The sequence below is a fragment of the Cupriavidus sp. HPC(L) genome (assembly GCF_000307735.3).
GTDB lineage: Bacteria > Pseudomonadota > Gammaproteobacteria > Burkholderiales > Burkholderiaceae > Cupriavidus.
Genome location: NZ_AMPR02000422.1, coordinates 1 through 19,589, shown reverse-complemented (window position 1 = coordinate 19,589; position 19,589 = coordinate 1). Strand labels below are relative to the sequence as shown.

Sequence of the window (19,589 nt, the reverse complement as noted above, 5' to 3'; positions counted from 1 at the left end):
AGGGCTTGAAGTCTTGCTGACCACGCACGGATCGTGCCGGGTGCAACAGCGCCGTTCGCTGCGGCGCGCCATACCGCGCCGCGTGCAATTTTGACAACGGCATGGCCGTACGCGCCCCACCTCGCCCGTCTTGCCCGCATCGCCCGCGATCCGTGCGATCACCGTGCATCCCTTCCCCATGCCGCCGCCCGCTCGGCTATGCTTCGGTGGCCGGATTCCGCTGAGCCATTCATCCGGCACGCGCTCCATCAAGACCAACAAAGCAAGGAGACCCGATGCGCATCGTCCGCCGGCGGCCCGCCGCCACCCTGCTCCGCCAACTCGCCGTCGCAGCCGCTGCCCTGCCCATGCTGGCCGGCACGGCGTCCGCGGCCCCGCCCACCGACCGCTATGCCGCCCCAGGCCTGGAGAAGCCGGCCAGCATCCTGATCGATCGCTGGGGCGTGCCGCACATCTACGCCGGCACGCTGTACGACGCCTTCTATGCGCAAGGCTTCATCGCCGCCCGCGACCGGCTGTGGCAGATCGACCTGTGGCGCAAGCGCGGGCTCGGCGAGATGGCCAAGGACTTCGGCCCCGCCTATGTCGATGGCGACCGCATGGCGCGGGCGGTGCTGTACCGCGGCGACATGTACCGCGAATGGCTGGCCTACGGCTCGGACGCGAAGCGCGTGGCCGAGGCCTTCGTCTCCGGCGTCAACGCCTACGTGGCGCTGACCGAGGCGCAGCCCGAACTGCTGCCGCGCGAGTTCAAGCAGCTGGGCTACAAGCCTTCGCGCTGGCGTGCCGAAGACATCGTCCGGATCCGCCACCATGGCCTGACGCTGAACTTCACCGGCGAGGTCGACCGCGCCACGCTGTACTGCCAGGCCAGGGAGCAGGCAGCGCGCGCCGACTGGCTGCGGCGCGAGCTCGATCCGCCGATCACGCCGACGCTGCCGGAGGGCCTGGACCCCTGCGCGGTGCCCGCCGCCGCGCTGAAGAAGGCCTATACGCTGGCCACGGCCGCGGCGAACTTCCCGAAGGAGGCCTGGCAGAAGGCGGCCGCCGGTAGCGTGCCGGTCGACCAGCTCTACGCCGCAGTCGACGCGAACAGCGACACCGGCCGCAGCCTCGGCTCGAACAACTGGGTGATCGCCGGCAGCCGGACCTCGACGGGCCGGCCCATCCTCGCCAACGACCCGCACCGGTCGCACGGCGCGCCGAGCCTGCGCTATGTGTCGCATCTGAATGCGCCGGGCCTGTCGGTGATCGGCGCGGGCGAGCCGTTCCTGCCCGGCATCTCGATCGGCCACAACGGCACGATCGCCTTCGGCCTGACGCGCTTCTACATGGATCAGGAAGACCTGTACGTCTACGAGACCGATCCCGCGCAGCCCAAGTCCTACCGCTATCGCGGACGCTGGGAGCCGATGGAAACCATCACCGAGAAGATCGCGGTCCGCGGCGAGGCCGAACCGCGCACGGTCACGATCGACTTCACGCGCCATGGCCCCGTGCTGCATGCCGACGATGCCAGCCACCGCGCCTGGGCGCTGCGCGCGGCCTGGCTCGATGCCGGCATGGCGCCCTACTTCGGCTCGATGGATTACATGCGCGCGACCAACTGGGACCAGTTCCGCGCGGCGATGAATCGCTGGGGCGCGCCCGGCGAAAACCAGGTCTACGCCGACCGCAACGGCAATATCGGCTGGATTCCGGGCGGCCTGACGGTGATCCGCCCCAACTGGGACGGCCTGTTCCCGGTACCGGGCGACGGGCGCTACGAGTGGGCCGGCTACCGCAACATGGACGAGCTGCCGTGGGCCTATAACCCGTCCGCCGGCCATATCGTCACCGCGAACGAGAACAATATTCCGCCGGATCATCCGGCCGCGAAGCTCGGCGTCGGCTACGAATGGAGCGACAGCTCGCGGGCGCGCCGGCTCAAGAGTCTGGTCGCGGCCGCACCGGTCAGCTCGCTGCGCGATTCGATCGCGTGGCAGAACGACACGGTGTCGCTGCCGGCGCAACGCACGTTGGCCGTGATGCGCACCGTCGGCAATGCCGGCGCCGCGGCATCGCTGCTGCAGGACCCGCAGGTGCAGCGCGCCGTCGCGCTGCTGCGCGGGTGGGACGGCAATGTGCGGGCCGACAGCGTGCCGGCCGCGCTGTTCGAGATCTGGTTCAGCAACCATCTGCGGCCCGCGGTCGTGCGCGCGGCGCTGCCGGAGGACGCCGCCAGGCTGGTCGGCGCCGGCGATGCGGCGCGCGTGCTGGCGGTGCTGGAGCAGCCGGACACGTGGATGCCGGTGGCGCGGCGCGACGAGGTCATGCTGACCTCGCTGAAGGCGGCGATGGCCGAACTGGAGCGGCGTTCGCCCTCGCCGGAAAAACTGGCCAACTGGGGCGCGCTGCATCGCGCGATCTTCCGCCATCCGCTCGCCAACATCGTCGACGACGCCACGCGCGCCCAGTACAACGTCGATGCGGGCGGCATCGGCGGGTCCGCCTTCACGCCGATGAACACCAGCTATCGCAACAGCGACTACCACCTGACCGCGGGCGCGTCGTTCCGCATGGTGCTCGACGTCGGCAACTGGGACCAGGGGCGCGTGATCAATACCCCGGGACAATCGGGCGACCCGGCCAACCCGCACTACCGCGATCTGGCACCGGTGTGGGCCAAGGGGCAGACGTTCCCGCTGGTGTATTCGCGCAAGGCGGTCGAGCGGGCGGCGGAGAAGCGGATCGAGCTGACGCCTCGCTAAGGCGTCATCACCGCATCGGATCCGATTGCCGATGCGGCCGGCGGGCGTGCCTCGTGCACGCCCGCAACATGCACCCCGAAGCCCGTCTCCCCCGGCGCGAGGTCGTCCCGCAAGGTCAACTGCGGAATCGCATAATCCCCACCGTTTTGCCGCCGGAATGGAATCGGCGCTGTCGTGTCGAGCCGATCCAGCCGCTGTCCCAATTCGTGCTGGATGATCGCAAAGCGTGCCGCATCGACGCGGCCAGTCCGGTAGACCACGTAGGGCGGCAACACGTCGAAGCCCGGGTAATGCAGGATCCCGTGATGAATCGGGAACAGGATGTCCTCGATCGGGCCGTTGATGCCGCGCGCGCTGTAATGCGGCTCCCATCCGCCCGCGGTGACGATCAGCATCGCGCGCTTGCCCGCCAGCGTGCCCTCGCCATAGCGGTCGCCCCAGCGCGCATCCGAGTGCTCGCCCACGCCATAGGCAAACCCATAGGCATAGACGCGTTCCACCCAGCCCTTCAGGATCGCGGGCATCGAGAACCACCACAGCGGAAACTGCAGGATCACCGCATCGGCCCACAGCAGCTTGCGCTGCTCGGCGGCGATGTCTTCGCTCTGCGTGCCGTTTTCGAACGCCTGTCTGGAGTCGAGCGAAGGATCGAAACGCTCGCCGGCCCGATGGGCGAGATTGTCCGCGGCATCGAGCGCGGCCTTCCACCGCATCGCATAGAGATCGGATACCTGCACCGTATGCCCGGCCTGGCTTAGCCGCTCGACGGCAAAGTCGCGAATGGCCCCGTTCAGCGAACGGGGCTCGGGATGTGCATAGACCAGAAGAATGTTCATGGTGAGCCTCCATTGCCCATTGCAAGAGAAGGCCAGCTTAGGGTCGCGTCCGGTATATTGGAAATGAATTTCTGAAATTCCAGGTATTGCCATGAACAATTTCGGACGGCTGGATCTGAACCTGCTGATCACGCTCGACGTGCTGCTGGCCGAGCGCAACGTCACGCGCGCGGCCGAGCGGCTGAACCTGTCGCAACCGTCGGTCAGCGTACAGTTGGCCAAGCTGCGCGACACGCTGGGCGACCCGCTGCTGTTGCCCGGCCCGCGCGGCATGCGGCCGACGGCCCGTGCCGAGGCGCTGCGCGAGCCGTTGCGCGAAGCGCTGAAGGCGCTGCAGCAAGCGGTGTCCCCGCAGGGCCCGTTCGATCCGGCGCAGGCCACGGACACCTGGCGCATCGCGGCCTTCGACTACGCGGAAGCGACCATCGTGCTGCCGCTGCTGCGCGACTTGCGCACCGAAGCGCCGGGCACCCGGCTGGCGATCGTGCAGGCGGTGCCGTCGCTGCTGGCGCGGCAGGCCGAACACGGCGAGATCGACCTGGCCTTCCACACGACCGACGGCGCGCCGCAGGGCCTGCATCGCCGGCCGCTGTTCACCGAACGCTATGTACTGGCCGGCCGCGCCGGGCACCCCGGCTTGAAGCGCAAGCCGACGCTGGCGCAGTTCTGCAGGCTCGAGCACGTGATCGTGTCGCCCGATGGCGGCGGCTTTTACGGGCCGACCGACGAGGCGCTGGCCGCTCGCGGGCTGTCACGCCGGGTCGCCCTGTCGGTGCCGCATTTCCTGTTCGTGCTGTCCGTGCTGGGGAGCACCGATCTGGTCGCGATGCTGCCGTCGCGCCTGGTGCGCGATGCCGCCGGGATCAAGGTGGTCGAGACTCCGATCGAGATACCGGGCTACGAAATGTCGATGCTGTGGCATGAGCGCGTCCATCGCGACCCGGCGCATCGCTGGCTGCGCGACACCATCGTGGCGTCCGTGTAGTCCCGTCCCGGGCGCGTTACACGGGCTGCATTCCCGGCAGCAATGGAATGCGCTCGGCAAGGAAATCCATCAGCACGCGCACGCGGGCGGGCTGATAGCGGCGGCTCGGATAGACCAGGAAGGCTTCCTGCGCGGTGCCATGCCAGCGTGGCAGCACGCGCACCAGCGTGCCGTCGTCCAGCAGATCCTGCACCAGCCAGGCCGGCGTCAGTCCAAAGCCGGCGGCGGCGACAAAGCCCTCGCGCATCGCCAGCGAGTTGTTGACGCGATAGCGGCATGGCGCCTCGATGGTGGCCGTGCCGTCCGGACCTTCCATCACGATCGCGTCGCCGCCGGCCAGCCACGTGAAGCGCAGCATCGGCAGCGATGCCAGGTCCGCGGGGCGGCGCACGCGCTTATGCCGCCCCATCAGCACGGGGCTGGCGACCAGCATGCGCGGCGACACGGCGATGCGCCGCGCGACCACATTGGGCGGCAGCTGCGCGCCCAGCCGCAGCGCCAGATCGACGCCCTCGGCCACCAGGTCGACATAGCGGTCGTCGAACAGCAGCTCGACCTCCACGTCGGGATATTGCTGCTGGAACGCGAGCACCAGCGCGTTCAGGCGCAGCACGCCGAAGCTGACCGGAGCGCTGAGCCGGACCAGTCCGGAAGGACGTTCGGCCTGGCCCTGCGCATCGCCGACGGCCTCGCCGAACTCCTCCAGCACGCGCCGCGCCCGCTCGTAGAAGCGGCGCCCCGCCTCGGTCGGCGACAAGCTGGTGGTGCTGCGCTCGAGCAGCCGTACGCCGAGCTGCCTCTCGAGCGCGGCCACGACCTTGCTGACGGTCGGCTGCGAGGCCTGCTGTTCGCGCGCGACGGCCGACAGGCTGCCCAGCTCGACGGCGCGGACGAACGTCTGCATGGCGCGGATGGTGTCCATCATGGATTCCCGACAACGTTGGGCTGCACCGCGAATTTCGGGCAGCCTATTCCAATATCGAATGAGCGACATGCCATTTTGCCAGCTTCTGCAACGGATCGGCATACCGTAGCTTGACGCCTGTACCGGCTTGCCGCCGGGCTTTCACAGGACCACCTGAACCATGCCGATTTCGTTTCCCCAAGCCTTGCGCCAGCGCTGGCTGCGCACCTGCGCCGCCGTCGTAGTGGGCACCGCGGCGATTTCCGCGTTCGCCACCGAGGCGCCCATGACTCACTGGCTGCCGACCTGGACCGCCAGCGAGCAGCCGATCTGGGAAGCCGGCGAACTGCCGCTGCCGACCGGCGTGCCGGCACGGCTGGACCGACAGACGCTGCGCCAGCTCGCCAGAGTCAGCGTGGGCGGTACACGCGCGCGGCTGGTGCTGTCCAACCGTTATGGACGCGAGCCGGTGACAATCGGTGCAGCCCGGCTCGCCCTTGCCGCAGGGCGCGATGGCATCGATGCAAGCACTGATCGCGCGGCGACCTTCGGCGGCAGTCCGTCGATCACGATTCCGGCCGGCGCGGCCGTGACCAGCGATGCGATCGAGCTGGCCGTGCCGCCGCTGAGCGAGATTGCGGTCAGCCTGCATCTGCCGAAGCCGTTCCGGCCAGGCGGCTTCCATTGGGATGGACGGCAGACCGCGTGGCTGTCGCCAGGCGACGCGACGCGCAATGCCACGCTCCCCCATGCGACATCCTTCAGCGGCAGGCTGCTCGTCGCCGCCATCGAGGTAGAGGCGAGCAACGACGCAGGGGCCGTGGTCGCGATCGGCGATTCGATCACAGAAGGCAATGGCTCGACCGTCGACGCCAACCGCCGCTGGCCCGACGGCCTCGCCGAGCGGCTCGCGCCGCGCGGCATGGCCGTGCTCAATGCCGGCATCTCCGGCGGCCAGTTGTTGCGCGACGGCATGGGCGAATCCGCGCTGGCGCGCTACGAGCGCGACGTGCTTGCGCAGCGTGGCATCCGTGCGGTGATCGTCGCCATCGGCATCAACGACATCGGCTGGCCGGGCTCGACCTTCGCCCCGCACACCCCGTTGCCGCAGGCGGCCGCGATGATCCAGGGCTACCGCGAGCTGATCCGGCGCGCGCATCAACGCGGCATCCGGGCGATCGGCGCCACCATCACGCCGTTCGCCGGCGCGCTGGCCGGCACGCCGATCCGCGGCTACGATGCGCCGCCGCAAAAGGAAGCGCTGCGGCAGGCGGTCAATGCCTGGATACGCGACAGCGGAGAATTCGATGCCGTCGCGGACTTCGACGCAGCAATCCGCGACCCGGCGCGTCCGCAGGCGATGCTGCCGCGCTACGACAGCGGCGACCATCTGCATCCGGGCGATGTGGGCTATCGGCGGATGGCCGAGGTCGCGGCCGCTGCGGTTGCCGAGGTCGGCATGGCGGACTAGGCGGCGGTGCTGAGGCAGCGCATTTCATGGCCGAATGCGCCGCGCTTCCGGAACTTCATGCCGGCGCGCCGACTCCCACCGGGATAACCCTGTCCCGCAGCATCGGCCGCCCCCTAGGCGGCCTCACCGTCAAGAGGTGCGCAGATGAGACTGCAAGGCAAGACTGTGCTGGTGACCGGCGCCGCCTCCGGCATCGGCCGCGGCATCGCGCTGCGGCTGGCAAGCGAAGGCGCCAACGTGGTAGTGGCCGTGCATCGGCTCGACGAGCGGTCCGAGCAGGTATGCAAGGAGATCCGCGAGGCCGGCGTGCAGGCATGGCTGGTGCAAGGCGATGTCGGCGGCGTCGGCGAGGTCCAGCGGCTGTTCCGCGAGGCCACCGAGGCCGCCGGCTCGATCGATGCGCTGATCAACAACGCCGGCATCGAAATCCGCGCCCCGTTCGGCGAGGTCACCGAGCAAGACTACGACCGCGTGCTGAACGTCAACCTGAAAGGACCGTTCTTCCTGTCGCAGCAGTTCGTGCACCACTGCAAACAGCAGCGCCGCGGCGGCAAGATCGTCAATATCAGCTCGGTGCACGAAGACCTGCCCTTCCCCAACTTCACCAGCTACTGCGTCAGCAAGGGCGGACTGCGCATGCTGATGCGCAACCTGGCGATCGAGCTGGCGCCGCTCGGCATCACCGTCAACAACATCGCGCCCGGCGCGATCCAGACCCCGATCAACCAGGCCCTGCAGCAACGCCCCGATCAGCTGCGCGCGCTGCTGGCCAATATCCCGCTGAACCGGCTGGGCGAGCCGGGGGATGTGGCGGGACTGGCCGCTTTCCTGTGCAGCGCCGACGCGGACTACATCACCGGCGCCACGCTGGTGATCGACGGTGGGCTGCTGTGGAACTACAGCGAGCAGTAAGCCAGTCGCATCACCATGCTGACTGCGGGTCAGCCGCGCTCGGCGGCGCGGTCGGCGACGACAGGCCAGGCGTTCCCCCTCGCGCGCATCGCGATGGCGGCAAGCGGACGCGCCAATACGGTGGTCGCAAGTGCCATCCACAACAGGCCGGAAAACGCCGGGCCGGCGATCAGGCCGGCGTCGAGCAGGATGCCGAGCACGACGACCTCGACGAGGCCCTTGGTCTGCAGCAGTGCGCCCAAGGTCCATGCTTGCCGCCAGTCGAGCCCTGCCAGCCGCGCGGGCACGGCTACGCCAACCGTCTTGCCGACCACCGCAACAACCACAGCGATCGCGAAGACCCGCAGCACTTCGCCATCGGCCATGCCGACCGTGGTCCGCAGGCCAGCCGCCAGGAAGAAGAAAGGCAGCAGGACCACCACCGTCGCCGGTTCGAGCAGTTTCCTGATTTGCGAGGCATGCTGTCGCGGCCACACCAGCCCGGCGACAAACCCGCCCATCACGTGGTGCAGCCCGACCAGTTCCGACAGAAAGACCGATACCAGCACCATGACCAGCGCCACCGCCAGCAGCGGTTCGGCGTGCCAGCCATCGCGCGACAGCCAGCGTGCAAGCAGCGGCCGCGCCACCAGCAGGCAGGCCGCCAGGTAGGTCAGTGCGAGCGCGGCCACACCGAGTGGCCCGGCACCTTCGCCGTGGCCGACCAGCACTACCGCGAGCGCAAGCCACACCACGCCATCGGTCAGCGCGGCGCAGCGCAGCGCAAGATGGCCCATGCCGGTGCTCGCCATCCCCATTTCGCGCAGGATAGCCGCGAGCACTGGCAGCGCGGTCACCGCGCTGCACAGGCCGAGCACCAGCGCAAAGCCGATCGGGCCGGCGTTCGGCCCGGCCAGCTGCGGCAGATCCGCCACCAGCCAGGCACCGGCGGCGGTGCCCAGACAGAAGGGCAGCACGATGCCGCCTACGCCAGCCGCCACCGCGGCTCGCGGCTGGCCGCCCAGCTCGGTCTCACGCAGGTGCAGGCCGGTCAGGAAACAGAACAGCGTCACCGCGAGCCATTGCAGGCCGCCGAGCATTGACAGCGCCTGCGGACCGAACAGCGTCGCCCAGGCTTCGGGAAACCAGCGTCCAAACCCCGTCGGCCCCAGACCGATGCCCACCAGGATCTGCACCACCACCAGCGGCAGCACGCGACCCTTGCCGAACAGCCGCCACAGCGCATAAGGCAGGCCGACGACGATGGCGGCCTGCAGGAAGAATACCGCCGCACCGTTCACCAGCGGCCCTCCCGGATCTGGCCGACCAACGCGACCAGCTCGCGGTCCAGCGCGCGGTCCTGTTCGAGGAAGGGAATCGCGGCGTTCAGCCGCTGTTCGAACGGCGCCAGCGCGGCGGGCGGGGTGCCGCCGGCGCGGCGCCGCAGCGCCACCCCCTGCCGCACCGCGACCAGCATCGCGGCGGCGACCTGCTCGCTCAGCTCGATCACCCGCAGGCAGTCCCGCGCGGCAATGGTGCCCATGCTGACCTTGTCCTGGTTGTGGCATTCGGTCGAGCGCGAAAACGACGCGGCCGGCATGGTGGCCTTCAGCGCCTCGGCAGTCCACGCCGACACGCCGATCTGAAGGGCCTTCAGGCCATGGTTCAGGCAGGCGTCGTCGCCGGTCGCACCGGACAGGTTGGCGGGCAGGCCGTGATTGTGGCGTGGGTCTGCCATCAGCGCGAACTGTCTGTCGAGCAGGTCAGCCACGCTGGCCACCGCCGCCTTCAGGCCGTCCATCGCGAAGGCGATATGGCCGCCGTAGAAATGACCGCCGTGCAGCACGCGCTCTTCGTCCGGATCGACCAGCGGATTGTCGTTGGCGCTGTTCAGCTCGGTTTCGATCCACTGCCGCGACCAATCCAGCGCGTCTTCCAGAACGCCGATCACATGCGGCGCGCAGCGCAGCGAATAGCGGTCCTGCAGCCGGTGCGCGTGGCGCGGCGCGTGCACGTCGCCAAGCCAGCCGCGGATCGCCGCAGCCGCACGCAGCTGGCCCGGATGCGGTTTCGCCGCAAAAAGCGTCGGGTCGAAGTGATAGGGATTGCCATCGGTCGCCGCGACCGCGCCGGCGGTGATCGCGCAGCCCAACCGCGCCAGCTGGCGCGCGCGCTGCCAGGCCAGGCAGGCCAGGCCTGTCATCACCGCGGTGCCGTTCATGATGGCCAGCGCCTCCTTCGGGCGCAGACGCAGCGGCGCGCGCCCCAGCTGAGCCAACGCATCGGCCGCGGCCATCCGCCGGCCTTCCACCATGACGTCGCGCTCGCCGCACAGCACCGCGGCGACATAGGACAGCGGCGTCAGGTCGCCGCTGGCACCGACCGAACCTTCGGCCGGGATGCACGGCAGCACATCGTTCGCCAGCAGGGCAGTCAGCTGTTCCAGCAAGGCCGGGCTGACGGCGGAATACCCCTGGCATAGCGACGCCAGACGCGCCGCCAGCACCGCGCGAGTTTCGTCGGCATCGAGCATGCGACCCAGGCCGCAGCCATGGAAGGTGTACAGGCGCGGCGGCAGCCGATCCGCCATCGCCACCGGCACCTCGACACCGCAGGAGTCGCCGTAGCCGGTCGTGACCCCGTAAATGCGGCCCTCCTCCGCCAACAGCCGGTCGAGAAACGCCATGCCGCGTTCGATGCGGCCGCGGAACGCCGGGGATGCCGACAGGGCCGCCACCGCTTCGCGACGGGCCAGCGCGGCCACGTCCTCCACCGTCAGGGGCGTGCCGTCGAAGATCACGGTCGCGTGACGGACGCTGCCGCCCGAACCTGGGCCGGCGTCGGAAGAGGACTGCGAAGAGATACGCATGGTCTGGGTAGTCGTTTGAAAAATCGTTTGGAAGATCGTTTGGGAAATCGGACCGAACCATCGGAACGATCAGCGCGGCGAGGACGCCGCCGATCGTTGCGGGAAATCGGCGCCCGAGCCAGCCATCGCCACCTGCCACTGGCGCATGGCGTCGGGCGTGGCGCCGTCGTGGTCCAGCTCCGGCAGCAACGGGTCGCTGACCACGGCAACGACGGTGTCGCCATGCCACCAGCTGCATCCGTTGGCGGGGATGCCGGGGTGCGCGGACCCGGCCGGCCGGATGCAGGATCGATGGCCGAGCATCGTCGAGAACAGCTCGCCGCCACGGCACTTGAGCGCGGCTTCCTTCAAGGTCCACGCCTCCAGGGCCAGCGTTTCGGCATCGTGCCTCCGTCCGGCAAGCAGCATGCTCCGTTCCGCGGCATCGGTGATCGCCTCCAGCAGCGCCGCGCGCGATCGTCCCGGCCGGAGCATCTCCAGATCGAGGCCGATCGGGCGATTGCTCACCGCACACGCGACACTGTCGCCGACATGCGCGATCGAAACATGCTTGTCGGCATGCCTCGCGACGAGCGGCGCGCCATTCGGCGATGCCTCAATCCTCCAATCGCCGGACACGCCGCCGAACCGTTCCGCCAGCAACGCGCGGGCCAGCCATCGGCCGGCGACGAACTGAGCCGCGCGCCGCGGCGCACGGATGTCGGCCAGACGAGCGCGCTCGGCCGGTGACAGCCACGCGTGGGCATTCGCGCCCACGCCAGCCATCAAGGCGCTGACCGATCGCAGCCGGATGGAGATCGTCACGCGCGGCCGCCGGACGGTCAGTTGCCCACGCGGGCGTAGTCGCCCTTCAGCGCGACGCCAACCACCACCGCACCGGCGTGGCATTCGTACTGGTCGGCACTGGCCATCTCGTTCTTCTTGTAATAGCTGACCAGGTTGACGACGGCGTTGGCGTCCATTGTCTTCGCCTTGTCCTGGAACGACAGCAACGCGGACAGTGCGGCCCAGCGGCAGGCCTCCTCATCGCTCTTGCCGACGCCGTTGGTCTTGCGGTTCGACACGTCGCTGCCCTTGGTCTCCAGCACCTTGGGCGTGCGCTGGCCGGCGAAGAAGAAGCGCACGGAGCCGTCGAGCTTCTCCTTGGCTTCCGGCATGTTCAATACATCCTGGATGGGCAGCAAGTACTTGGTGTCGCGGGCGCTGGCGGGAGCGCTGACGATGGCACCGGCAGCAATGGCGGCGAAGATTGCACGGCTTGCGTATTGACCGAACTTCATGATTTTCCTTGTCGTTGTCGAGGTTCAACAAATCCGGCGCGAGACGGGCCGTTCAGTCGGCCCAGCGCCGGAACACCAGCGAGGTGTTGATGCCGCCAAAGGCGAAGTTGTTGCTCATCACGTGGTCGGCTTCGAGCACGCGTCCTTCTCCGGCGATGTAGTCCAGCGGTGCGCAGCGTGGGTCGGGCGTGGTCAGGTTCAGCGTCGGCGCGAACCACCCCGCGCGCATCATCTCGATGGTCAGCCACGCCTCCAGCGCGCCGCATGCGCCCAGCGTATGGCCCAGGTAGCTCTTCAAGGAGCTGATCGGCACGCCGGCACCCAGCACGGCATGAGTCGCGTGCGACTCGGCCACGTCGCCGTGGTCGGTCGCGGTGCCGTGCGCATTCACATAGCCGATCGACGAAGGATCGATGCCGCCGTCGCGCAGCGCCAGCCGCATCGCCTGCGCCATCGTGTCCGCATTGGGCTGTGTCACGTGCGCGCCATCGCTGTTGGTGCCGAAGCCCACCACCTCGGCCAGGATGCGCGCGCCACGGGCGCGCGCGTGTTCGAGTTCTTCCAGCAGCAGCGTCCCGGCGCCCTCGCCCAGCACCAGGCCGTCGCGCGCGGCGTCGAACGGGCGCGGCGTGGTCTGCGGGGCGTCGTTGCGCGTGCTCGTGGCGAACAGCGTGTCGAACACGGCCGCCTCGGTCGGGTCGAGCTCCTCGGCACCGCCGGCCAGCATCGCCACCTGGCGCCCCGCACGGATGGTCTCGTAGGCGTAGCCGATGCCCTGGCTGCCCGAGGTGCAGGCGCTGGAGGTCGTCAGGATGCGGCCGGTGATGCCGAAGAACACGCCGATATTGACCGCGGTGGTATGCGGCATCATGCGAATGTAGGTGGTCGCGCTGACGCCTTCGGTCGAGCAGTCCAGCAGCATCCGGCCGAAGTCGGCCACGGCTTCCGGCGTGCCGGTGGACGAGCCGTAGGCGATGCCGAGCTCGCCGCTGGTGACCAGCGGGTCGCCATACAGCCCGGCGTCGCGCAGCGCCGCCTCGCTGGCCAGCACCGCCATCAGCGCGACCCGCCCCATGCCGCGAGTGCGCTTGCGGGTGTAGTGCGCCGGCGTCTCGAACTCCGGAACGGGAGCGGCGAGCTGCGTGTTCAGGCCCTTGTACTTGCTCCAGTCCTCCATCCTGACGACGGCGCTCTGGCCGGCGCGCAGCCGTGGAGCCACCGTGGCCCAGTCGTTGCCGAGCGCGCTGATGGCGCCGGCACCGGTGACGACGACGCGCTTCATCCGAACATCCCTCCGTTGACGGAGATCACCTGGCGCGTGATGTAGCTCGCGTCGGCCGACAGCAGGAAGGCGACGGTGGCGGCCACCTCGTCCGGCGTCCCCATGCGGCGCGCGGGAATCAGGCGTAGCGCCTCGTCGCGAACGGCCGCGTCGATCATCTCGGTGTCGATCAACCCCGGGGCCACGCAGTTGACGGTGATCTGGCGCTTGGCCAGTTCGATCGCCAGGGCCTTGGTGGCGCCGATGATGCCGGCCTTCGCCGCGCTGTAATTGGCCTGTCCGCGGTTGCCGACCAGGCCCGATACCGACGACAGCGTGACGATGCGTCCTGGCGCGCGCCGCTGGACCATCGGCATCACCACGGGATTGAGCACGTTATAAAAGGCATCGAGGTTGGTATGGATGACCTCGTCCCACTCCGCACCGGTCATCGCCGGAAAGGCGGCATCGCGCGCGATGCCGGCATTGCACACCACGCCGTAGTAGGCGCCGTGCGCGTCGATGTCCTGCTGCAGCGTCCGCGCCGACTGCTCCCGATCGGCCACATCGAAGGCCAGCACGCGCGCGGCGCGTCCGAGGCTGCGCACCGTGTCGGCGACCGACTCGGCCTCGTCGCGCCGGGATCGGCAGTGCACTACGATGTCATGGCCCTCGCGCGCGAGCCGCAACGCAATGGCGCGGCCGATGCCGCGCGAGGAGCCGGTCACGAGGACGGTGTGGTCGCTCATGGCTTGTGTCCTTGCAAGAAAGCCTGCGCATCCGCAGGCTGGAAAACGGAAACGTTGGCGCGGGCTACCTCGCGCCCGTCCATATCGATGGCGCACGAGAACATGCCCAGCCCGTTCTCGCCGATCAGCTCGACCCGGGCCGTAATGGTCAGCTCGCTGCCGCGGGGAAATGCCGGCACGTCGCAGGTATAGCGGCGCGAACCGAGCAGAAAGCCGATCGCCGGTGCGCTGCCGCCGCGCCGGGCGCGCGCGCCGGACCACGCGGCGATGGTCTGCGCCATGTACTCCACGCCGACCCAGGCCGGCATGCCGTTTGCGTCGACAAACAGCTGCGTGGGCCGCACGGTGGCGCGTGCAATCGCATGATCCTCGTCCGCATGCAGCAGCGCATCGAGCAGCAGCATCGCGCCGCCATGGGGCACCATGGCGGCGATATCGCCGGCAACGCTCTCGGCCGCCGGCATCGGCACGGCAATGGTGTTCGGGGTCGTGTTCGTGGTCATCGTCGTCACGCCGCACTGAGAATCAACGCGCAATTGCTGCCGCCGAAGGCGAACGAGCTGCTCATCGCATGGCGGGCCGCCCGGCCGAGCCGATCGCGCGGTCCCACCAGCTGCAATGCCGGCAGCGCGGGATCGGGCACGCCGTCCCACCAATGCGGCGGCAGCCGGCCGTGCGCGTTGTCGACCAGGGTCAGCCACAACAGCGCGGCTTCGATCGCGCCGGCCGCACCGAGCGCATGGCCGGTCATCGGCTTGGTGGAACTGGACAGCACGTCGGCCCCGAGCACGGCATGGACGGCACGCGACTCCATCGCGTCGTTGTGTCCGGTACCGGTCCCATGCAGGTTCAGATAGTCGATCTGCGCTGGCGCAAGGCCGGCGCGCGCCAGGGCCTGCCGCATCGCCTGCTGGGCACCCTTGCCTTCCGGCTCGGGCGCGGAGATATGGTAGGCATCCGAGCTCTCGCCCCAGCCCGACAGCCGGACCGGTCCGGGTTCGAGCGACAACACGAACAGCGCGGCGCCCTCACCCAGATTGATGCCGGCGCGGTGAGCGGAGAATGGGTTGGTGCGCGCGGCGGACACCGCTTCCAGCGCACTGAATCCGCCGATGGTGAACGGGCACAACGAATCGGCAGCGCCTGCGATCACGGCATCGGCGATGCCGGCGTTCAGCAGCCGTGCCGCGGCCGCCAGCGCCTTCGCACCGGACGAGCAGGCGGTCGACAGCGTATAGGCGGGGCCGCGCGCGCCAAGTTGCGCGGCGACAAAGGCCGCCGTCGAACCGAGCTCCTGCTGGGCGTAGTCGAATGCGTCCGGCCAGCGGCCCTGTGCCAGGCGCGCGCGCACGGCGTCCCCGCCCTCGCGGATGCCGGAGGTGCTGGTGCCAAGGACCACGGCGACGCGCCGCGGGCCGAAGCGGCTCGACACGGCCTCGGCCTGCGGCCGGATCTGCGCCAATGCCTGCAGCAGCATCGCGTTGCCATGGGTCCGCTGCGACGGGGGCATATCTGCAGGAAGCGCCGGCGGCGATGGCAGGCTGCCGACATGCATTGGCCTGCCGGGCGTGAAGCGATCGGTCACCTCGCCTCCGTGTGGTCCGTCGTCACGCCACAGCGCGGCGCGGACATCGCCGCCGCCGTTGCCGAGTGCGCACAGCACGCCCATCGCGTTCAGATAAACCGGTGGCGTTGTATGCCCGGACATCATTGCGACGTCTCCCCACCGGCCAGCGTGCGGATCGTCAGCGCATAGCCGTCGCGATGTTGGATGAAGCGCAGCGTGCCGGCGTCGGCGTGCTGCACCTCGGCGACGACCTCGTCGCCATGGTGTAGCACTCGCCGCCCTTCTCCCTCGCGCACGGTCCAGCCCGTTGGCAAGGCGTCCGCGACAGCGCGCAGCGGCCACAGCGACAGTTGCAGGTCGCTGAGGATCCGCTCGGGATCGAGCTGCGCGGGCGCCCAGGACGCGCGCGAGACATCGAGCCGTGTGCCGTCCCAGTCCAGCCGAGCCAGGACCTGCCCGCCTGCGAGCGCAGCCAGCCGCGTATGCTTGGCGTCGGCCTGCAGCAGCGCAATCAGCTCGCGCGTTTCAACCCGGCCACCGGCCGTCCGGTAGCGCGCCTCGATGTGCTGCTGTACGGCGATGGTTCGCTGCAGCGCCGCCGGCTGCAGACGCAGCACGGGCGCGGCAGCTGCGGCGGATGGCGATGGCGATGGCGGCAGGCCGGCGCACGCCGCCAGCCAGGCGACGAGTCCTGCGGCCACCACGGTCTGGATCAGGCGCGGCAAAATTCCTCCAGCACGGTCAGCCGGCGCTTCGACTCCACCACGAAGGGGTTGCTGCGGTCCCATGCGTATCCGGCCAGGATCGACGAGATCATGCGGCGGATTTCCGGCGTGGCATCGGGGTGGAAGATCAGCGTCTGGAAGGAGCCGGCATACCAGGCTTCGACGAACGTGCGAAAACAGTCGACCCCCGCCTTCAGCGTGCGCGCATAGTCCTGTTCCCAGTCGACCGCCTCGCCGGCGAACTCGCGGGCGATGCAGTCCACCGCCAGGCTCGCGGACTTGAAGGCGATCGTCACGCCGGACGAGAACACCGGGTCGAGGAATTCGCCGGCATTGCCCAGCAGCGCGTAGCCCTTGCCCCACAGCGACCGCACATTGGCCGAATAGCCGGTCAGCTGGCGCGCCGGGGTGTCCCAGCGCGCGTCGGCAAGCAGCGCCGCCAATGCCGGCTCTTCGCCGACCAGCGTTTGCAGCCGTTCCATGTCGGTGCCGGCATAGCGGTCGAGAAAGGCCTTCTCGGCGACCACGCCGAGCGAGCAGCGGCCGTTGGAGAACGGGATCGTCCAGTACCAGACGTCGACATGTTCCGGATGCACGCTGATGCGGATCTTGTTGCGATCGAATGCGCCGGGCGCGACGCGGTCCTCGATATGCGTGAAGATCGCGCTGCGTACCGGGAAGTTCGATGGCGATTCCAGATCGAGCAGGCGCGGCAGCACGCGGCCGAAGCCCGAGGCATCCAGCAACTGGCGGCATTCGACCTGATACGGCCCGCCATTCTCCCCCTGCACGGTCACGCGCGGACGAGCGCCGTCGAGCTCGACCGCCGTGACCTGGTGGCGGAAGCGGACCTCGGCACCCTGGCGCTGCGCATCGCGGATCAGCACATCGTCGAAGTGTGCGCGCTGGACCTGGTAGGTCGTACCCCAGCCCGGCGTGAACTTGTCACGGAAGTCGAACTCGGTGTAGCGGTCGCCGCGCACGAAGGCGGCGCCGTTCTTGTACTGAAAGCCCGCCTCGACGACGGCGCGAAGCATGCCGGCCTGCTCGATGTATTCCATGCTCTGCGGCAACAGGCTCTCGCCGATGGAGAAGCGCGGAAACGTCTCCTTCTCCAGCACCAGCACGGCGATGCCGCGCTGGCGCAGCAGCCCGGCGGCCACCGCGCCGGCCGGTCCCGCACCGATGATCAGCACATCGACGTATTGAAGTTCCATCTGTTGCATCTGCGTATCCTCGAAGTCTGGCGCGCCTTCAGCGCGCCACGTTTTGATCGGTTGGCGCGGGCCGGAAGCACGGCGACAGTATCCACACGGCCCCCACGCCGCCGAGCATGGTCATGCCAAACGCATGCAGCGCCGGCGTCGCCGACAGGGCGAGCAGGCCGAACGCCAGCAGCGTGCTGGCCGCACCTAGCACGATCGCGGTCCATGACACGCCGTCGCCGGGATGCTCCAGCAGAAAAATTCCGTAGTCGACACCGACGCCCAGCAGCAATGCCAGCGCCAGCACCGAGAACAACTGCAGTGGCACGTCGAGCCAGCCCAGCATCGCGACGCTCAGTGCCGCGGCCAGCAAGGTCGGCACCAGCGCTCGCCATGCGGCGCGCCCATGGCGCCAGGCCAGCAGCACCGCGACCACCGCCGCACCTGCCACGAGCAGCCAGGTCATCATCGCGCGATAGCGGGCCAGCAATGCGGAATAGTCGGCCACGCGGTCGACCCATAGCGCGCCTGCGACAGGTGCCACCGCCGCGGCCACCGCCCCGATCGCATCGCGACCGTCCAGTCCCTGCAGCATCATGACGCTGGCATGGTCCAGGCCGATCTGTCCCAGCCATAGCTGCCGCAGTGGCAGCGACACCGGATCGGCGAGCCATGCCGGCAGCGTCAGCACGGCGCCGGACGCTGCAACGGCCGGACCGGCAGACGCCGACTCGCCCAGTGCGCGGCGCACGCGCGCGCGCACGTCGTGTTCGACCCTGCCGGCCAACGCCGCATCGGCCTGCTGCCGCGCGGCCGAGGGCACCCAGTCGGACAAGGCCAGCACGCCGCCCAGCTGCCCTGCGGACACGACCGGCGCAAGCGCGCGCTTGACGGCTTCCTCGCGTTGCAGCACCTGTTCCGGCGTGGCGCCGCGCACCACGATGAACTGGGCGGGACTTGGCGTGCCGAGCAACCGTGCGGCGACCCGCTGCGCCTCGACCAGTTCCGGCGGCGAACTCTGCAGCTGACGCACGTCATCGCTGACTCGCACACGGGACACGCCGAGCGCGATGAAGACACCAAGCAGCCCCAGCGCAAGCGCGGTGCGGCGGTCCGCTCGCACACGCGGCCAGCGCGCCAGGCTGCCGGCCAACCAGCGGGACAGCGGCGTGGGCCGGACCGGCGCCCGGTCCAGCCACGGGAACCACAGCACCACTGTCAGGAACGCGCACACCAGGCCGGTCGCCGAAAACAGCGCCATCTGGCGCAGACCGGGGAACGGCGCGACGCCCAGCGCCAGATAGGCCGCCACGCTGGTGGCCAGCGCCAGCGCCATGCCGCCGAACAGCATCCGCACGGTGCGCGCGGGCGTCCATGCCGGCCGGGCCTGGCGCATCACGAAGTAGTGAATGCCGTAGTCCTCGGCGACACCGACCAGGCTCGCGCCGAACACCAGCGTGATCAGGTGGACGCGGCCGAAGACCAGCGCGGTCACGGATAGCGCCGCGGCGGTGCCGATCACCAGCGACAGCGCGACCAGCCCGATCGGCCGCAGCGAGCGGAAGGCAAGCCAGACCAGCAGCAGCACCGCCGCCAGCGAGCCCAGCCCGATCACATTCATTTCCCGGTTGGCCTGAACAGCGGCCGCCTCCGCATGCAGCGGAATGCCCGCCGCCACCACCTTCACGTCGCCGTCGCCCTGCTGGGCGGCGCGCTCGCCCGCGGCCAGCAAGGCACGGTAGTCGGACGCGCCATCGGCGGCAAAGGCCGCGCGCGCCGCGTGGTAGCCGAGCACCACCCATTCGGCGCCGTCGCCACTGACCGTGGCGAGGCCGTCGCGCTGACGGACCGCGGTCGCCCCGCCCCGCGCGAGCCACCAATCCGGCCACAGATTCAGCGGATCGGCCTGCCAGTCCGCCAGCCGGGGCCCGGCCGCGAACTGGTACAGCCGCGCCAGCGATTGGCCAGCCAACGCCTCGGTGTCCGCCCGCGTCAGCATGGCACGCTGGGCGTCGGTCAGCATGCCGGCACGGTACGGGCGATAGAAGTCCAGCGCCGCGTCGAGATCAAATGCTCCCATCCGCGCGGACGGCTGC

18 protein-coding genes are annotated in these 19,589 nt (G+C 69.4%); 4 read left to right on the top strand and 14 right to left on the bottom strand.

Annotated features, from left to right (window positions below):
• The first annotated feature begins 275 nt into the window (after positions 1 to 275).
• Positions 276 to 2,750 carry a penicillin acylase family protein gene (locus B551_RS19000; RefSeq protein WP_023264800.1) on the top strand — a complete coding sequence of 825 codons (2,475 nt, stop codon included), beginning with the start codon at positions 276 to 278 and terminating at the stop codon, positions 2,748 to 2,750.
• On the opposite strand, the gene B551_RS18995 is transcribed toward B551_RS19000, so the two are convergent.
• A complete protein-coding gene (locus tag B551_RS18995) occupies positions 2,747 to 3,586 on the bottom strand; it encodes an NAD(P)H-dependent oxidoreductase (RefSeq protein ID WP_006577689.1) in 840 nt (279 codons plus the stop codon). The two genes, B551_RS19000 and B551_RS18995, sit on opposite strands and share 4 nt — an antisense overlap.
• A 91-nt stretch (positions 3,587 to 3,677) precedes the next feature.
• Between B551_RS18995 and B551_RS18990 the strand changes: the two genes are divergently transcribed.
• Positions 3,678 to 4,571, top strand: a complete 894-nt coding sequence (locus B551_RS18990) for a LysR family transcriptional regulator (RefSeq protein ID WP_023264799.1) — start codon at positions 3,678 to 3,680, stop codon at positions 4,569 to 4,571.
• 16 nt (positions 4,572 to 4,587) lie between these two features.
• Here the strand turns inward: B551_RS18990 and B551_RS18985 are convergent, their stop codons facing one another.
• Together B551_RS18985 and B551_RS27270 are read right to left on the bottom strand one after the other, a co-directional pair.
• On the bottom strand, positions 4,588 to 5,493 hold the full coding sequence (locus B551_RS18985) for a LysR family transcriptional regulator (protein ID WP_006577070.1): 906 nt from the start codon (positions 5,491 to 5,493) through the stop codon (positions 4,588 to 4,590).
• 144 nt (positions 5,494 to 5,637) lie between these two features.
• A complete protein-coding gene (locus tag B551_RS27270) occupies positions 5,638 to 5,763 on the bottom strand; it encodes a hypothetical protein (RefSeq protein ID WP_256364482.1) in 126 nt (41 codons plus the stop codon).
• Here B551_RS27270 and B551_RS18980 point away from each other — a divergent pair.
• Both B551_RS18980 and B551_RS18975 read left to right on the top strand, forming a co-directional pair.
• Entirely contained in the window at positions 5,762 to 6,946 is a 1,185-nt protein-coding gene (locus B551_RS18980; RefSeq protein ID WP_253281380.1) for an SGNH/GDSL hydrolase family protein, read from the top strand. The two genes, B551_RS27270 and B551_RS18980, sit on opposite strands and share 2 nt — an antisense overlap.
• 144 nt (positions 6,947 to 7,090) lie before the next feature.
• Positions 7,091 to 7,858 carry an SDR family NAD(P)-dependent oxidoreductase gene (locus tag B551_RS18975; RefSeq protein WP_006577068.1) on the top strand — a complete coding sequence of 256 codons (768 nt, stop codon included), beginning with the start codon at positions 7,091 to 7,093 and terminating at the stop codon, positions 7,856 to 7,858.
• Positions 7,859 to 7,887: 29 nt separating this feature from the next.
• Here the strand turns inward: B551_RS18975 and B551_RS18970 are convergent, their stop codons facing one another.
• The 11 genes from B551_RS18970 to B551_RS18920 all read right to left on the bottom strand — a co-directional run.
• Entirely contained in the window at positions 7,888 to 9,138 is a 1,251-nt protein-coding gene (locus B551_RS18970; protein ID WP_023264798.1) for a cation:proton antiporter, read from the bottom strand.
• Positions 9,135 to 10,706 (bottom strand): histidine ammonia-lyase, encoded by a 1,572-nt coding sequence (gene hutH, locus B551_RS18965; RefSeq protein ID WP_023264797.1) that lies wholly within the window; start codon positions 10,704 to 10,706, stop codon positions 9,135 to 9,137. Before hutH ends, B551_RS18970 begins: the two co-directional genes overlap by 4 nt.
• A gap of 69 nt (positions 10,707 to 10,775) precedes the next feature.
• A complete protein-coding gene (locus tag B551_RS25230) occupies positions 10,776 to 11,510 on the bottom strand; it encodes a 4'-phosphopantetheinyl transferase superfamily protein (RefSeq protein WP_006579411.1) in 735 nt (244 codons plus the stop codon).
• Positions 11,511 to 11,527: 17 nt separating this feature from the next.
• Entirely contained in the window at positions 11,528 to 11,986 is a 459-nt protein-coding gene (locus B551_RS18955) for a hypothetical protein (RefSeq protein ID WP_006579412.1), read from the bottom strand.
• Between the two features lie 52 nt (positions 11,987 to 12,038).
• Entirely contained in the window at positions 12,039 to 13,268 is a 1,230-nt protein-coding gene (locus B551_RS18950; protein ID WP_006579413.1) for a beta-ketoacyl-ACP synthase, read from the bottom strand.
• Positions 13,265 to 13,996: a 3-oxoacyl-ACP reductase FabG gene (gene fabG, locus B551_RS18945; protein ID WP_006579414.1), complete on the bottom strand. Its 732-nt coding sequence runs from the start codon at positions 13,994 to 13,996 to the stop codon at positions 13,265 to 13,267. Before fabG ends, B551_RS18950 begins: the two co-directional genes overlap by 4 nt.
• On the bottom strand, positions 13,993 to 14,499 hold the full coding sequence (locus B551_RS18940; protein WP_006579415.1) for a beta-hydroxyacyl-ACP dehydratase: 507 nt from the start codon (positions 14,497 to 14,499) through the stop codon (positions 13,993 to 13,995). Before B551_RS18940 ends, fabG begins: the two co-directional genes overlap by 4 nt.
• Before the next feature lie 5 nt (positions 14,500 to 14,504).
• Positions 14,505 to 15,707, bottom strand: coding sequence for a beta-ketoacyl-ACP synthase (locus B551_RS18935; protein ID WP_006579416.1), 1,203 nt, complete (start codon positions 15,705 to 15,707; stop codon positions 14,505 to 14,507).
• On the bottom strand, positions 15,704 to 16,288 hold the full coding sequence (locus tag B551_RS18930; protein WP_023264795.1) for a DUF3261 domain-containing protein: 585 nt from the start codon (positions 16,286 to 16,288) through the stop codon (positions 15,704 to 15,706). Before B551_RS18930 ends, B551_RS18935 begins: the two co-directional genes overlap by 4 nt.
• Positions 16,276 to 17,505 (bottom strand): NAD(P)/FAD-dependent oxidoreductase, encoded by a 1,230-nt coding sequence (locus tag B551_RS18925; protein ID WP_043441466.1) that lies wholly within the window; start codon positions 17,503 to 17,505, stop codon positions 16,276 to 16,278. The genes B551_RS18930 and B551_RS18925 overlap by 13 nt, the downstream gene beginning before the upstream one ends.
• A gap of 37 nt (positions 17,506 to 17,542) precedes the next feature.
• Positions 17,543 to 19,589 (bottom strand): MMPL family transporter (locus tag B551_RS18920; protein WP_043441463.1); only part of this gene is annotated, 2,047 nt, incomplete at its 5' end.